This is a genomic window from Wenzhouxiangella sp. AB-CW3 (genome assembly GCF_014725735.1).
GTDB lineage: Bacteria > Pseudomonadota > Gammaproteobacteria > Xanthomonadales > Wenzhouxiangellaceae > Wenzhouxiangella.
Map to the genome: position 1 here is coordinate 14,959 of NZ_CP061368.1, position 13,630 is coordinate 28,588.

The 13,630-nt window shown below is 61.7% G+C and carries 13 protein-coding genes; 6 read left to right on the top strand and 7 right to left on the bottom strand.

Annotated elements, in window-relative coordinates:
- Positions 1-20 precede the first annotated feature (20 nt).
- From IC757_RS00060 to IC757_RS00070, 3 genes are all read right to left on the bottom strand, one after another.
- Entirely contained in the window at positions 21-1,094 is a 1,074-nt protein-coding gene (locus tag IC757_RS00060; protein ID WP_190975395.1) for a hypothetical protein, read from the bottom strand.
- Positions 1,095-1,440: 346 nt separating this feature from the next.
- Positions 1,441-2,802, bottom strand: a complete 1,362-nt coding sequence (locus IC757_RS00065; RefSeq protein WP_190975396.1) for a sodium-dependent transporter — start codon at positions 2,800-2,802, stop codon at positions 1,441-1,443.
- A gap of 49 nt (positions 2,803-2,851) precedes the next feature.
- Positions 2,852-3,298: a MerC domain-containing protein gene (locus tag IC757_RS00070; RefSeq protein WP_190975397.1), complete on the bottom strand. Its 447-nt coding sequence runs from the start codon at positions 3,296-3,298 to the stop codon at positions 2,852-2,854.
- An 83-nt stretch (positions 3,299-3,381) separates the two neighbouring features.
- Between IC757_RS00070 and IC757_RS00075 the strand changes: the two genes are divergently transcribed.
- The 6 genes from IC757_RS00075 to IC757_RS00100 all read left to right on the top strand — a co-directional run bounded on the left by IC757_RS00075 (position 3,382) and on the right by IC757_RS00100 (position 9,177).
- Positions 3,382-3,942 carry a ZrgA family zinc uptake protein gene (locus tag IC757_RS00075; protein WP_190975398.1) on the top strand — a complete coding sequence of 187 codons (561 nt, stop codon included), beginning with the start codon at positions 3,382-3,384 and terminating at the stop codon, positions 3,940-3,942.
- A gap of 6 nt (positions 3,943-3,948) precedes the next feature.
- Positions 3,949-4,638 (top strand): ABC transporter ATP-binding protein, encoded by a 690-nt coding sequence (locus IC757_RS00080; RefSeq protein ID WP_223846179.1) that lies wholly within the window; start codon positions 3,949-3,951, stop codon positions 4,636-4,638.
- Entirely contained in the window at positions 4,635-5,900 is a 1,266-nt protein-coding gene (locus IC757_RS00085; protein WP_190975399.1) for an ABC transporter permease, read from the top strand. The genes IC757_RS00080 and IC757_RS00085 overlap by 4 nt, the downstream gene beginning before the upstream one ends.
- 69 nt (positions 5,901-5,969) lie before the next feature.
- Positions 5,970-6,458 (top strand): DUF3299 domain-containing protein, encoded by a 489-nt coding sequence (locus IC757_RS00090; RefSeq protein ID WP_190975400.1) that lies wholly within the window; start codon positions 5,970-5,972, stop codon positions 6,456-6,458.
- Positions 6,459-6,585: 127 nt separating this feature from the next.
- Positions 6,586-8,598 (top strand): alpha/beta hydrolase family protein, encoded by a 2,013-nt coding sequence (locus IC757_RS00095; RefSeq protein ID WP_190975401.1) that lies wholly within the window; start codon positions 6,586-6,588, stop codon positions 8,596-8,598.
- Positions 8,599-8,697: 99 nt separating this feature from the next.
- Positions 8,698-9,177, top strand: coding sequence for a CYTH domain-containing protein (locus IC757_RS00100; protein ID WP_190975402.1), 480 nt, complete (start codon positions 8,698-8,700; stop codon positions 9,175-9,177).
- A gap of 42 nt (positions 9,178-9,219) precedes the next feature.
- On the opposite strand, the gene IC757_RS00105 is transcribed toward IC757_RS00100, so the two are convergent.
- From IC757_RS00105 to IC757_RS00120, 4 genes are all read right to left on the bottom strand, one after another.
- On the bottom strand, positions 9,220-9,489 hold the full coding sequence (locus IC757_RS00105) for a hypothetical protein (RefSeq protein WP_190975403.1): 270 nt from the start codon (positions 9,487-9,489) through the stop codon (positions 9,220-9,222).
- A complete protein-coding gene (locus tag IC757_RS00110) occupies positions 9,486-11,312 on the bottom strand; it encodes a Na/Pi cotransporter family protein (protein WP_190975404.1) in 1,827 nt (608 codons plus the stop codon). Before IC757_RS00110 ends, IC757_RS00105 begins: the two co-directional genes overlap by 4 nt.
- A 10-nt stretch (positions 11,313-11,322) precedes the next feature.
- The gene (locus IC757_RS00115) at positions 11,323-12,468 is read right to left on the bottom strand and encodes a trans-sulfuration enzyme family protein (RefSeq protein ID WP_190975405.1); all 1,146 of its coding nucleotides are present in this window, start codon (positions 12,466-12,468) and stop codon (positions 11,323-11,325) included.
- Between the two features lie 557 nt (positions 12,469-13,025).
- Positions 13,026-13,625, bottom strand: coding sequence for a redoxin domain-containing protein (locus IC757_RS00120; protein ID WP_223846180.1), 600 nt, complete (start codon positions 13,623-13,625; stop codon positions 13,026-13,028).
- Between the last annotated feature and the right edge of the window lie 5 nt (positions 13,626-13,630).

Sequence of the window (13,630 nt, forward strand, 5' to 3'; positions counted from 1 at the left end):
TTGATGTCACTGGCTGTTTTCTAAAGGCTGGTGACAAGGTCGGGCACATGCAGGTCAACGGCAAATGCCAGCGCGTGTGGAAAGTAGGCGTCTCCATCGGTAACAAACTCGACATCCGCCTCGGTCGCGCCATTAGCCAGGATGCCGGAGGCATCGATATAGTTGATATCGACGGCAAGCTGGTTGACGAAATCGGGGTTCTTGTCGGATATCCGGGTTCCGAGACGCGTAATGCTGCTGTTCCAGAAGTTGTTGACCGGATTGAGCGGATCGGACAGGTCGACCCCCTCCAGTCGGAAGCGATCATTCTCGATCCCCTCGTCGCCTTCCCAGACCAAGGCACCCAGGCGGGTTGTAAACGACCCGCTGGAAGGGGTCAGCAAACCTGAAATGTTCACCGTTTCAGTCGTAGACCCGGCAATATTGGCCGCGCCGTCGTAAACGCTGAGGCGGCGAAACGGTTCGGCGGGATCCTCGACGACAACCACCAGGCTCCATCCGCCATAGAATCCCAGTCCGTCATTGCCCAGGCTGGCCGTGAGATCACCGACATAATAGGTGCCGGTGCCGGCCGCCTGCACAATGGAGGTCACATCGGCAAAACCCTGGTAGGGTCTGGTTGCTGCCGTGCCCTGGGCGGTGATGGTGTCGGTCTGAACAGAGGTGATGGTCTGATACGACGTGGCGCCGGGCTCGCGCAACTGGATGGTTTCGCGATCCGCGTCTGTCGGCTCTGCCCGCGCACCCCAGTAAAGGCCGGCAAACAGGACCTCGGTATCGGGCGGCAGGATCAGGTCGGCGCTGGAGGAATTGTCGAATCCGGCGCCGCCATCAATATTCACATACTGCATTTGCCGATTGTTGTTGCCCGAAACCTCTCCCGACTGCACCTGCGAACAGTCCGGGGTGCCGCCAGGCTCACAGGTCAACAGTGTGTTGCCGATCAGATAGATGTCGCCGCGTTCGCTGAAGCTGGCGCGTTCGTCGAATGAACGAACGACCTGCCCTTGCGCGGTCTGCACCAACAATGCCACCAGCACGACAGCCGGTAGCAACGAACGCCAGGCGTTCTGCCAACAAGAATGGAATTTCACTTTCTTCTCCCCGTGGAAATGATGGTTCTGTTGAATGGAAATCTGCTCGCCCCTGCTGCATCAGAATTCCGAAGCAGCCCCTGGAAACAGACCGACATCATGGCCCAAGAGCGTGCGGAAAACTACGCTAAGCGTCTCGAATTTTTTGCAATATATCTCAATACCCCAAAAATATGAGACTTCCATCACATATCTTTATGCCCTATGAATCTTAGCCAAGGCGCTGACTTGAATCGTGAAATCGCGGATGAACGCAGGCCGTGCGCAAAGCCGGCAGCCCGGTAATCGGGCTGCCGGCTGGCTACAGCGATGGTGAGGACGCGGGATCGGGCGGGTTTTGGCCGGCTCAGATGATTCCGAACAAGCCGGCCAGCACCACCAGGATCAGCGCCGGAGTGACGATGCGAGTGATCCAGAGCCAGGCATTGAAGGCCCAGGTCGGCATCTTCTTGTCCAGCTCCTCGCGCGTGATCCGGCTGGAAAGTATCCAGCCGCCGAACAGGGCGGTCAGTAACCCGCCCACGGGTAGCATGATGTCATTGGCCACGTATTCGATGGCACTCATCACATCCCGGCCGCCGATCGAGACCTCCGCCCACAGGTTGAACGAGAACACGGAGGCCAGCCCCATGATCCAGGCCACCGCGGCCACGCAAAGCGCGGCGGCTTTGCGCGACAGGTTGGTTGATTCCACGATATAGGCGGTGGCCGGTTCCATCAGCGAAATTCCGCTGGTCCAGGCGGCAATCGAGAGCAGGGTGAAGAACAGGAAGCCATAGATAATGCCGAACGGCATCTCGGCAAAGGCCAGAGGCAACGAGGTGAAGATTAGGCCGGCACCGCCACCTTCCGGATCGAGGCCGAAAGAGATCACGATGGGGAAGATGGCCAGGCCGGCAATCAGTGCCACCACGGTATCGGTGGCGGCCACGGTAATGCCAACCTTGGGGATATTGACCCCCGATGGCAGGTAGGCACCGTAAGTCATGATGGCGCACATGCCCAGGCTCAGGGTAAAGAAGGCCTGCCCCATGGCCGTCACGATCATGCCACCGGAGACCTGGGACCAGTCGGGACGGAACAGGAATGAGGCGGCGTCCGTGAAATACCCGGTGTTCATGCCGTAGCCGAGCAGCACCAGCAGCAACACGAACAGCATCGGCATGAGAATGCTCACCGCCCTTTCCAGTCCCTTTTCGACGCCAAAGGCCACCACCCCCATGGTCATCAGCATAAACAGGCCATGCCAGAAAGTAAGTTCGCCGGGACTGGCCAACAGACCAGTGAATGTGGCTTCGGGGTCGGTGATGGGCGTGCCACCAAACAGCTCCTTGAGATAAAGAAAGCCGTAGTGCAGCGTCCACCCGGCCACGACCGAGTAGAACGACAGGATCAGGAACCCGGCCAGCACCCCGATGATGCCCAGGCCCATCCACTTGCGCGATGCTCCGGCATCATCGGCCAGCTCGCGGATCGAGTTGATCGGACTCATTCTCCCGCGCCGGCCGATGACGATCTCGGTCCACATGATCGGCAGGCCGACCAGCAGAATACAGGCCAGATAGATCAGCACAAAGGCGCCGCCGCCATTGTCGGAGGTCACATACGGAAAGCGCCAGATGTTGCCCAGGCCCACCGCAGAGCCGGTGGCGGCGAGAATGAAGGCCAGGCGCGATGACCACATGCCGTGAATGGAAGTTGTCTGCATTGTTGTTCTTTCCCCGAGAATTCACGTGGCTTAAGCGCGCAATTGTGCGTCAAGCGCCGGGGCCATGCAAACCCGACCGTTTCCGGGGCGGTGCCCGGCCCCTCTGACAGGCCAGTCGCAGGTTCATCCAGTGGGCGGTTGCCACCATGACGCCGCCCAACAGGGCCAGCCCGCTGCCCCAGTAGCCCAGAGTGTGCAATGGCGAGACGATCGAGGCGGTCATCAGACTGATCCCGGCCAAACCCAGCACCGGCGGCTGCCAGCGCCCATGACCGAGCCAGCCAAGGACGGAGGTGCTCAGAATCAGCACCCAGGCCAGCCCGAGCAGCGTCCACTCGACAACAATCAATTGTTGCCACACGCCGCGTTCCCACAGACTGCGATTAAGCCACAATGCCGGCCAGGCCAGGAATGCAATGGTCATGGCAGCGCAGTGGATACCGCAGCCGATGGCGATGACCATGCCGAGGCGGTCGGGCCAGCGGGAGAAGCGCATGATGGATCTCTATTAAGCAAGAGTGTTATATTATAACATCCCACGAACCGCTATCATTCCAGCCTGATGCAGGAGACGACACTATGAAACCGCTGCTTGCCCTGTTGATGCCATTTGCCGCCGCCGTATTCGCCATGACCACGCAAGCCGCCTCGCTGGAGCGCCAGCACGGCGCCCATGTCCATGGACAGGCGACCGGAACGCTGGCCAAGGACTCGGGTCGTCTGAATCTGTCGCTGGTGGTGCCGGGGATGAACCTGGTTGGTTTCGAACATGCACCCAGGGACGAGGCTCAGCGCGGACGATTGAGCGAAGTCCAGCACTTCCTGGAGTCGGGTACCTGGCTGGCATTCCATCCACATGGCGAATGCCGAATTGAGCAGCTTGAACTGGCCGCGCCAGGTTTTGGGGCCGCAGACGCTTACGATCATGGCGACGACCATGACCATAACCACCACGAGCATGCTGAATTCCATCTCGAACTCGACATCACCTGCGAACAGCCCGAACGACTGGAATGGCTGGAACTGAAATTGTTCGAGGACTATCCCGCCAACGAGGAGATCCGCATGGATGTCCTGACCGAAACCCACGCCGAGCGACTGCGACTGACTGCCAGCGACGCCCGCATCCGCCTGCAGTAACCCATCATGCCCGAGTTGCTGCAGATCGAAGATCTTCGCTTCACCTGGCCGGGGGACAGCCAGCCGGTGCTGGATCTGCCTGAATTCCGCATCGCACCGGGTGAACGCGTTTTCTTGCAGGGACCCAGCGGCTCGGGCAAATCCACCCTGCTGGCCGCCATTGGTGGATTGATCCGACCGGCAAGCGGACGCATCCGCTTCGATCAGACCGATCTCGGTGCCTTGTCGGCGGCCCGGCGCGACCGCTTCCGCGCCGAGCACCTGGGCGTGATCTTCCAGCAGTTCAACCTGCTGCCCTGGCTGGATGTTCGTGCCAACGTCATGCTGCCGTGTCGTTTCTCGAAGGCACGTGCCCGGCGTGCCGGTAATGTGGTCGAGGCTGCCGACGCGCTGCTCGATGGCATGGGCCTGGCGCCCGCCCTGCGCGGCAAGCGGGCTGATACCCTCAGCGTCGGTCAGCAACAACGCGTGGCTGCCGCCCGGGCGCTGATCGGCAAGCCACGCCTGGTGCTGGCTGACGAACCCACTTCCGCGCTGGACCATGACCGCCGCGAAGCCTTCATCGATCTGCTGTTCGGCCAGGTCGAGGCCGCCGGCAGTGCGCTGCTGTTCGTCAGTCACGACCCGTCGCTGGCCGGCCAGTTCGATCGCCGGGTCAGCCTATCGGAGATCAACCGCGCTGGGGTAGTGACATGAACCTGTTCGGCCTGGCGCTGCGTTCGCTGATCAACCGCCGCTTTGCCGTGGTCCTCACGGTACTCACGATTGCCCTGTCCATCGGCCTGCTGGTGCTGGTCGAGCAGATGCGCTCGGAAGTGCGCGACGGCTTCTACCGCTCGGTCTCGGGCACCGACCTGATCGTCGGGGCAAGAACTGCGCCCATCCAGCTGCTGCTCTACTCGGTCTTCGGCATCGGTGATGCCACCAACAACGTCTCCTGGCAGACCTACCAGGAGCTGGCCGGCACCAGTGATGTGGCCTGGGCCATTCCCATGGCGCTGGGCGACATGCATCGCGGCTACCGGGTGATGGGTACCAGCGATGCCCTGTTCGAGTATTTCCGCTACGGCGATCGCCGTGCGCTGGAGTTCGCCGAAGGCCAGGCCTTCGACGACCTGTTCGATGTGGTGGTCGGCCACCAGGTCGCACGCCAGCTCGGTTACGACATCGCTGACCGCATCGTGCTGTCGCACGGGACCGGGAGCACGGCCTTGCAGCAGCATGAGGATCACCCGTTTACCATTTCCGGGATTCTGGCGCCGACCGGCACCCCAGTTGACCAGACCCTTTACATTTCTCTGCCGGCCCATCGCGCCATCCATATCGGCTGGGAGCGTGGCACCCGAATGCCCGGCGCCGAGATCGATCCCGATCAGGCGCGTGAGCGTGCCGGGGAGTTGCACCCTGAAAGCGTGACCGCCGTACTGCTGGGACTGCAGACCCGAGCGGCCGTGTTCGGTTTGCAGCGCCGAATCAACGATTACCGGGCTGAAGCCCTCACCGCGATCATGCCCGGTATCACCCTGCAGGAGTTGTGGCGCATCACCGGTCTGGCCGAACAGATCCTGCGCGTGGTCGCCGGCATGGTGGTGCTCGCCGGGCTGCTCGGCATGCTCACCGTGCTGCTCACCACGCTCAACGAGCGCCGACGCGAAATGGCCATACTGCGAGCCAACGGGGCCCGGCCGTGGCAGATTGCCGGATTGCTGGTGTTCGAGGCCGGTCTCATCGCCGCCTGTGGCATTATCGCGGGCGTCGCGCTGGCGCTGCTGGCTCAGGCGCTGGCCGCGCCATGGTTGCTGACCACTTTCGGTCTGCATGTCGTGGCAAGCTGGCCGGCTGGTGCCCTTTGGCTGGTGCTCGCCGGCATCCTGGGCGCGGGTCTGGCCATCGGCCTGGTCCCGGCGTTGATGGCCTATCGCCGGACACTGGCCGACGGCATGCAGGTGAGAATGTGAACCAGACTCGGTCAACCACAGTCTCAACAGGCTGCCGAAGAACACCTATTCGATGAGGAGTTCGAACCGATGAACAAGCTGCGACTCGTCTTGTTGACCGCCACCACCCTGTCACTGGCCTTGCCCGCGCTGGCAGACGAGCCGCGTGAACTCGAGTGGCTGGAACTGATGCCCGAAGAAGAGGCCGAGACCTGGCTGGCCGAGTCCAGTGAAGTGGATCACTCCGGCTTCGAGGCCCCCGAACCGTTCCAGTCCTACACCACCGTCGGCAAGCTCGATGGCGAGAATGTTCGCATTCCCGGTTTCGTGGTCCCGGTGGAAACCGACGGCAACGGCAAGCTCAAAGAATTTTTCCTGGTGCCCTACTTCGGCGCCTGCATTCACGTGCCACCACCGCCGGCCAACCAGATTATCTACGGCCGCCTGGAAGAACCCATTCCCATGGTCAACATCTGGGATGCCTTCTGGATGGAAGGCACGCTCAATATCGAGGACATTTCCAATGACACTGCCGATGCCGCCTACACCATGGATGTCGATCGGCTGGTGTTGTATTGAAGGGTAGAGGATAAGAGGGGAAGAGGGAGAGACGGAAGAGGACACAGTCGGCTCCATGGCAAGGGTATTCCTCTCCCCCTCTCCCCTTCTCCCCCTCTAACCAAAACACCCCAAACAGAGGCAAACAATGAGAAAACTGATATTCATTCTGATCCTTCTGCTGCCTGCCATTGCACTGACCGACGACATCAAGCCGTTGTCGGTCGAGGTGTTGTGGCAGCTTGAGCGCATCGGCTCGCCGGTGATTGCCCCCGAGGGCGGTCACGTGGTCGCGCCGGTCACCGCCTACGACACCGATGATGATTCCTCCGAGACCCGGCTGTGGCTGTTTCACACCGACGGTACGGTCGAACGGCCACTGACCGCCAGCGGGGTCTCGGCAGGCAACGCGGTGTTCTCTCCCGACGGCAGCACGCTGGCCTTCACCAGCCGCCGTGATGATGACGAGGCCACGCAGATCTATCTCCTGCCCATGGACCGCCCCGGCGAGGCCGAGCGCCTCACCGAGGTGCCCACCGGCGTCAATGGCGTCAAGTGGGTGGGCGAGTACCTGTATTTCATCTCGCGGGTGTGGCCGGACAAGACCTGGGAGGAAATCGAGGAGCAGCAGCAGGCCGAGGCCGATTCGCATGTTTCGGCCCGCCAGTGGAACGCGCTGCCCTACTCGTTCTGGGATCACTGGATCGAAGAGGATCGCCAGGCGCACGTGTTCCGCATTCCCGCCGATGGCGGCGACATCGAGCCGGTCACCCAGCCGCTGGGACGCGAACTGCCGCGCTCTTCCCAGGGTGCCGGCAGCTTCGACATTCATCCCGCCGAAACCCATATCGCCTTCCTGTCCGATCGCGATGATCATGTCGACCCCTCCACTGACGTCTTTCTCGCCGAGATCGGCGGCGACAGCGCCGAGAATCTCAGCGACAACCCGGCCGGCGACTCGTCGCCGATGTTCAGCCCGGACGGACGCTGGCTGGCCTGGGGTGGACAGCAGATCCCCGGTTTCTATGCCGACACCGTCAACATCCAGCTGCATGACCTGGAAACCGGCGAGACCCGCAGCGTCACCGACGACTGGGATCGCTCGCCGGGCGGGCTGGTCTGGGCCGCCGACAGCAACGGCTGGTTTGGTATCGCCGCCGATGATGGCACCACCCGGGTTTTCCACATCGACCTCGATGGCGAGGTTCGCGCGGTCACCGGTGCGACCAACTTCGGCGGTCTGAGCATCGCCGAGGACGGCACGATGGTGGCGACCAACGAAAGCTTCCTGTACCCGGCCCGCCTGGTCAGACTCGATGCCGACAGCGGCGAGCCCACCCGCCTGGATACCATCAACAACGAGCTGCTCGCCGAGGTCGACCTGGGCACCTACGAGTCGGTGACCTACACCGGCCACAATGGCGAGGAGATCCAGATGTGGGTCAACTACCCGCCCGGCTTCGACGAAAGCAAGGAATACCCGCTGTTCCTGCTGATTCACGGCGGCCCGCACAGCCCGATCACCGACGGCTTCCACTACCGCTGGAATGCCCAGACCTTCGCCTCCTGGGGCTACGTCACCGCCTGGCACAATTTCCACGGCACACCGGGCTGGGGCCAGGACTTCACCGACTACATCAACCCCGACTGGATCACCGCGCCCTACAACGACACCATCGCCGCGGCCGACTGGTTTGCCGACCAGGACTGGATCGACGACGAGCGCATGGTCGCCGGCGGTGGCAGTTACGGCGGCTACCTGTCTTCCATCCTGCTGGGCAAGGATCACCCCTTCAAAACGCTGCTGATTCACGCCCCGGTTTACAACATGTACTCGCAGATGGCGGCCGACTTTGCCGTGCACTCGGTGCGTTTCGGCAACTACTGGGATGACCCGAGCATCTACCGGGACATCTCGCCGCACTACTTCGCCGAGGATTTCCATACCCCGGCACTGATCATTCATGGTCAGCTCGACTACCGCGTGCCGGTCGGCCAGGCCTTCGAACTGTTCCGCACCATGCAGAGCAAGGGCATCGAGTCGCGCCTGATCTACTACCCGGACGAGAACCACTGGATTCTCAAGCCGAACAACTCCATCTACTGGTACGAGCAGGTGGCCGACTGGATGGCCAAGTTCGCCGAACCCGGCGCCCGCTGACGGTCGGACATCTTGCATCAAGAAAGACGCCGGCCATGGGCCGGCGTTTTTCGTACCCCCTTTCACCTCTCACCTTTTACCTTTCACCTCCTCATATCCATGACCCATACAGAGATCGAACGCAAATTTCTGGTCGCCGGTCCGGGCTGGAAGCAGCCTGGCAAGGGCGAACGTGTTCGTCAGGCTTACCTGTCGACCGACAAGCAGCGGGTGGTGCGCGTCCGCGTGATCGAAGATGACGCCTGGCTGACGATCAAGGGACAGAGCGAGGGGATCACACGGCTGGAATTCGAATATCCGATTCCACTGGCTGATGCCGAGGTCATGCTCGATACCCTCTGTTACCAACCGTTCATCGACAAGACCCGCTACCGGATCGAGCATGGCAACCATGTCTGGGAAGTCGACGAGTTCAATGGCGATAACCACGGACTGGTAGTCGCTGAAATCGAACTCGAGGCCGAGGACGAAGCCTTCGAGCGCCCCGAGTGGCTGGGCGAGGAGGTCTCTGATGACCCGCGCTATTTCAACTCCAATCTGATTGATCACCCTTACCGGGAGTGGAGCAGGCAGGCCTGAGTATCTGGCCTGGTGGCTTTGAGGTTGACTCGGGGAAGCCGGTTAGTCCTTGTCGCCCTTCTTGCGGGCTTGGCGAAGTTCGCGCAGCAAATTGATGCCCTTGCGGCGCTGTTCGCGCAGCAGCCGGATCTGCATTTCGAGCAGCTCGCGCGCATCGGGCTGCTTTTCGGCTTCCAGTTCCGATTCGAGCCGGCGCTGCTTTTTGCGCATCTGCCCGAGCATCTTCCGGAGCTTGTCGCGTTTTTTGAGCTGGTCGCGATAGTCACTGGAGAGGAACTCCCGGAATTTCCTCAGGTTGGACTTTCCACTCATGGAGAATGTCCTCCTTGTTGCCTGCTTGTTTCATCCGACGATTGCAGGATGTCGCGTAACTCACCCGACTCCAGCGCCAGCTCTTCGCGCAGTTCGGCGTCCAGCTCCTCGAACGGCAGGAAAAGTGCACGCGCAGCCGCAATCAGGTTGCTTGCGATTCGGTAGGCGTAGGCGCTGTCGTTCATCAGCGAGGTGGCCTGTTCGGCAGTGATTGCTCGATCGCGGATAAGTTGGTCAAGATGACCGTTGGTGACGATGTCATTGGTTTCGGCACGTGCTGCCAATTCCCCCAGGCTGAGTTCAAGGTCTTCGCCCGGGTCGCGTGAAAGCGCTTCGAGCCGCTGCAGCAGTTCTCCGAGGTTGGCGCGAATGGCCAGGTACTCACCACGAATACCGGGATTTGACGAGCGCAGGTAACGCACCATATTTTTCTGAAGGTGCTTGGTGTCTTTGACCGATTCGAGCAAACGCTGGCTCGATGTCCGCATCATAACGAGTTGGCGGGCCCGCTCGCCCCGGACGGGAACCCGGGCCAGAAAATCCACGATCAGGCCGTGAAGTGGTTTGACCCGCTCCTGGTACAGTGCATCCAGGTCGTGTGAGCGCACACGATGCGGGGGTGTCTTGAACTTTTCCCGGTCGACCGCGTTGCGCAATTCGGCCGGCTCGTAGTTCAGTGATGTGGCAATGATCTTGAAGATGCGACCGAAAAGGCGCACCAGTTCCTTGCGCGCGGCTTCCATGGCTGGGCCCGGGATGTCGGCAACCGCCTTGCCGATGTAGCGCGGCTTGCTGGCCGGTGCCGGCTTGCTCCGGAACACACGCTCGAGGACCCTTACCATGGACGGGATCAGCGGCACCATGATCAGGATGCCGGCCAGGTTGAACAGGGTGTGGAAGATGGCCAGTCGCACGGCATGGTTTTCTTCGGCCAGGCTCAGCAGTCCGGCCAGCCACTCCACGGCCAGCATGAAAGGCGTTATCAGTAATAGTGCCACGGCCGCAGTGACCAGATTGAACAACAGGTGGGCACCGGCCAGTCGTCGGCCCTCGATATTGGCGGTGATGGCCGCCAATCCGGTAGACACCGCCGTGCCGATGTTGGCGCCAATGGAAATGGCCAGCGCATTCTCGTACCCAATCTGTCCGGCGGCCAGGGCGGTGATGGTCAGAATCAGCGTGGCATGGCTGGACTGCATGATCACCGTCGCGAAGATGCCGATGGCGGTGTAGACCACCAGTCCCTGCCAACCGGTCATGGTCCAGGCCGTCAGGTCGAAGGCCTGCTGAAAGGCTTCGAAGCCGTCCTTCATCCATTGAATGCCCAGAAACAGGAAGCCGATTCCGACCAGTACCCAGCCCAGCGAACGCAGGGTCACCTGGCGGGTGAGAATGAATACCACGCCGAAGGTCAGCATTGGCAATGCGCCGCGCCCGATATTGAAGTGCAGTGCCGGCCCGGCCATCAGCCAGGCGCCGGTGGTGGTGCCCAGGTTGGCGCCGAAGATCACCCCCAGCCCTTGCTGCAGCCCAAGCAGTCCGGAACTGAGAAAGGAGATGGTCAGCAACGAGACCAGCGTGCTCGACTGGGTCAGCGCCGTGGAAGCCGCACCGAAAGTCAGCCCCTTCCAGAGCCGGTCCGTCGACAACCTCAGCAGACGTTCCAGCGTGCCGCCGGTCAGTCCGCGCAGGCCCTGTTCCAGCGCCATCATGCCGAACAGGAAAAGGGCCACGCCGGAGGCGATGTCGGCCACTGTCTCGCTGGACCAGAATGCCCAGCCCAGCAGGGCCAGGGCGACGATCAGTGGCAGACTGCGAAACACCAGGGGGCTCCTAGTTCAGCGCATGGCGAAGATCATGCCACAGATCATCCACGCCCTCGATGCCGGTCGATAGCCGGAACAGGTGATCATCGATGTCCAGTCGATTCCGTTCGGAGTCGCCGAGCTTGGCATGGCTGGAACGTGATGGCTGGGAAATCGTGGTTTCCACGCCACCCAGGCTGATGGCCGGGCGAATCAGCTCCAGCGCGTCGAGAAAACGGGTGGGGTCGCGATCCTTTCCGAGCCGCAACGACAGCATGCCGCCGAAGCCTTTCATCTGGCCGCTGGCGATAGTGTGAGACGGGTGTTCGGGCAGGCCCGGATAGAGCACCTCGTCGATGGCCTCGTGCCCGTCGAGCCGACGGGCCAGTTCCAGGGCATTGGCCGACTGCTGCCTGACCCGAAGCGAGAGTGTCTTGAGGGAACGTTCGAGCAGGTAGAGATCCTGGCCGTTGAGGCTTGAACCCAGTCGCACGACGGTCGGATGAATGTGCTCAATCAGTTCCTTGCTGCCGGCCAGCGCACCGCATAGCAGGTCGGAATGTCCGCCGAGATACTTGGTCCCGGAATGGACGACCAGGTCGAAGCCATGCCGGATCGGTTGTTGCACCACCGGGGTGGCGAAGGTGTTGTCGATCACGCTGACGGTGTCGTGCTGCTGTGCGATGGCGGCAGTGTGTTCGAGATCGACGATGGTCATGAGCGGGTTGGTTGGCGATTCGACCAGCAGCAGGCGGGTATGCGGCGTGATCAGGCTGTCGAGATGGTCGGGGTCGCCATCCCAGATCGAAAATCGAAAACCTGACGGGGTGAGCAGCCCTTCGACCAGGTCGGTGGTGCCGCCGTAGAGCCCGTCGAGCAGGACGGCGTGATCGCCCGGTTTCATCAGGGACAGGAACACGGCGCTGATTGAGCCCATGCCGCTGGCGGTCACCAGCCCGGCTTCGGCGCCTTCCAGCCGGGCGATCTTCGCAGCCACGACCTGATGGTTGAGGCTGTTGTGATAGCGCGGATAGCGCACCTCGCCATCGGTGTAATCGAACGCCGAACTGGTGATCACCGGGGTGTTGAGACCGAAACGGGCCTCCAGCTTCTCTTCGCCGGCGTGCACGCAGGCGGTGTCCAGGGTTGAGTCATGGTTTGCGGGGTTCTTCATGCTGATAACGCGAGGGGGAAAGCCCTGACTATAGCGCAGCCGCGCGCGGAACCCCCGACAAGTTGGGAGTTGTTCCCAACGGCGGTTTGGAGGCACCTGACCATTGAGGTGGAGCAGCGGGTAGCATTCGAGCGATCTCGGCCCGCTAGCGCTCAGGCCGACCTCGCTCGAGTACCACCCGCTTCGATATGTGGGAGTAGACCGATAGTGGTCAGGTGCCGCTATTGACCCACCGTCATCAACCTCCTCATACACATCAGGTGGCGAGTAGTCTTGCGCGGGGCCGGGTTCGAGGTGATGAAGGCAGGCACAGTCGATCCGTGCTTCGGTCAACCCGCATGAGTCATTGCGCAGTCTTGCGTTTGAACTTGCACGGCGCGATTAGGTGGCACCAGAACGCCATCGGAGTTGGACTGCCCGCTAGGCGATTCACCTCGGTTCCGGCCCCGCGCAAGGCTGCTCGCCACCCCGCCACCACAACCGGAATCTACCGCAATAAAAGCATGGGCAAGTGCGGGCCGGGCACGGTGTCCGTGCCCGGCCAGAAAAAGGATCGATCAGTAATGCACCTGGCAACCGTACGGACGGGTTACCGAATCGGTGATTTCCTCGCCAGCGGCCATCTGCTCGAGTGCGACCACGACGTACTGGGTGGCGTCGGGAATGTCTTCGGGATCGCGGCTGGGGTTGGAGTCGATACCGCCCATGTAGCGCAGGATGCCCTCGGCATCGATGATGTACATGTGCGGGGTGACGCGGGCGTCATAGGCACGGCCGACATCGCCGGGCTCGTCGATCAGTACTGCGTTGGGATAGGCATCACGGCTGGCTGTCAGCTCGTCGGCTTCTTCAGGCGACACGTGACCCTGGGCACCGGGCCGCGAGGAGATGATCGACAGCCAGACCGCATCATGTTGATTGCGGGCCAGGCGCTGCTGGTCCTGCATGTTGCCGGGCTGGTAGTGTTTGACCACAAATGGACAGTCGTGATTGGTCCATTCCAGGATCACGGTCTGGCCGCGAAAATCAGACAGCGACACTTCATTGCCCTGGGTGTCGGTCAGCGTGAAATCGGGTGCGGGTTGACCGATCTGAGGAGCGGCAATCACTGCGGTGGACAGGGCCAGCAGCAGACTGGTGGCCAACACTTGCATCATTCGGT

Bases quoted from the DNA above. Each gene is read 5' to 3' on its own strand.
- IC757_RS00100 (WP_190975402.1), top strand. From the start codon at position 8,698: ATGACCCATACAGAGATCGAACGCAAATTTCTGGTCGCCGGTCCGGGC.
- IC757_RS00070 (WP_190975397.1), bottom strand. From the start codon at position 3,298: ATGCGCTTCTCCCGCTGGCCCGACCGCCTCGGCATGGTCATCGCCATC.
- IC757_RS00090 (WP_190975400.1), top strand. From the start codon at position 5,970: ATGAACAAGCTGCGACTCGTCTTGTTGACCGCCACCACCCTGTCACTG.
- IC757_RS00120 (WP_223846180.1), bottom strand. From the start codon at position 13,625: ATGATGCAAGTGTTGGCCACCAGTCTGCTGCTGGCCCTGTCCACCGCA.
- IC757_RS00095 (WP_190975401.1), top strand. From the start codon at position 6,586: ATGAGAAAACTGATATTCATTCTGATCCTTCTGCTGCCTGCCATTGCA.
- IC757_RS00075 (WP_190975398.1), top strand. From the start codon at position 3,382: ATGAAACCGCTGCTTGCCCTGTTGATGCCATTTGCCGCCGCCGTATTC.
- IC757_RS00105 (WP_190975403.1), bottom strand. From the start codon at position 9,489: ATGAGTGGAAAGTCCAACCTGAGGAAATTCCGGGAGTTCCTCTCCAGT.
- IC757_RS00115 (WP_190975405.1), bottom strand. From the start codon at position 12,468: ATGAAGAACCCCGCAAACCATGACTCAACCCTGGACACCGCCTGCGTG.
- IC757_RS00065 (WP_190975396.1), bottom strand. From the start codon at position 2,802: ATGCAGACAACTTCCATTCACGGCATGTGGTCATCGCGCCTGGCCTTC.
- IC757_RS00080 (WP_223846179.1), top strand. From the start codon at position 3,949: ATGCCCGAGTTGCTGCAGATCGAAGATCTTCGCTTCACCTGGCCGGGG.
- IC757_RS00085 (WP_190975399.1), top strand. From the start codon at position 4,635: ATGAACCTGTTCGGCCTGGCGCTGCGTTCGCTGATCAACCGCCGCTTT.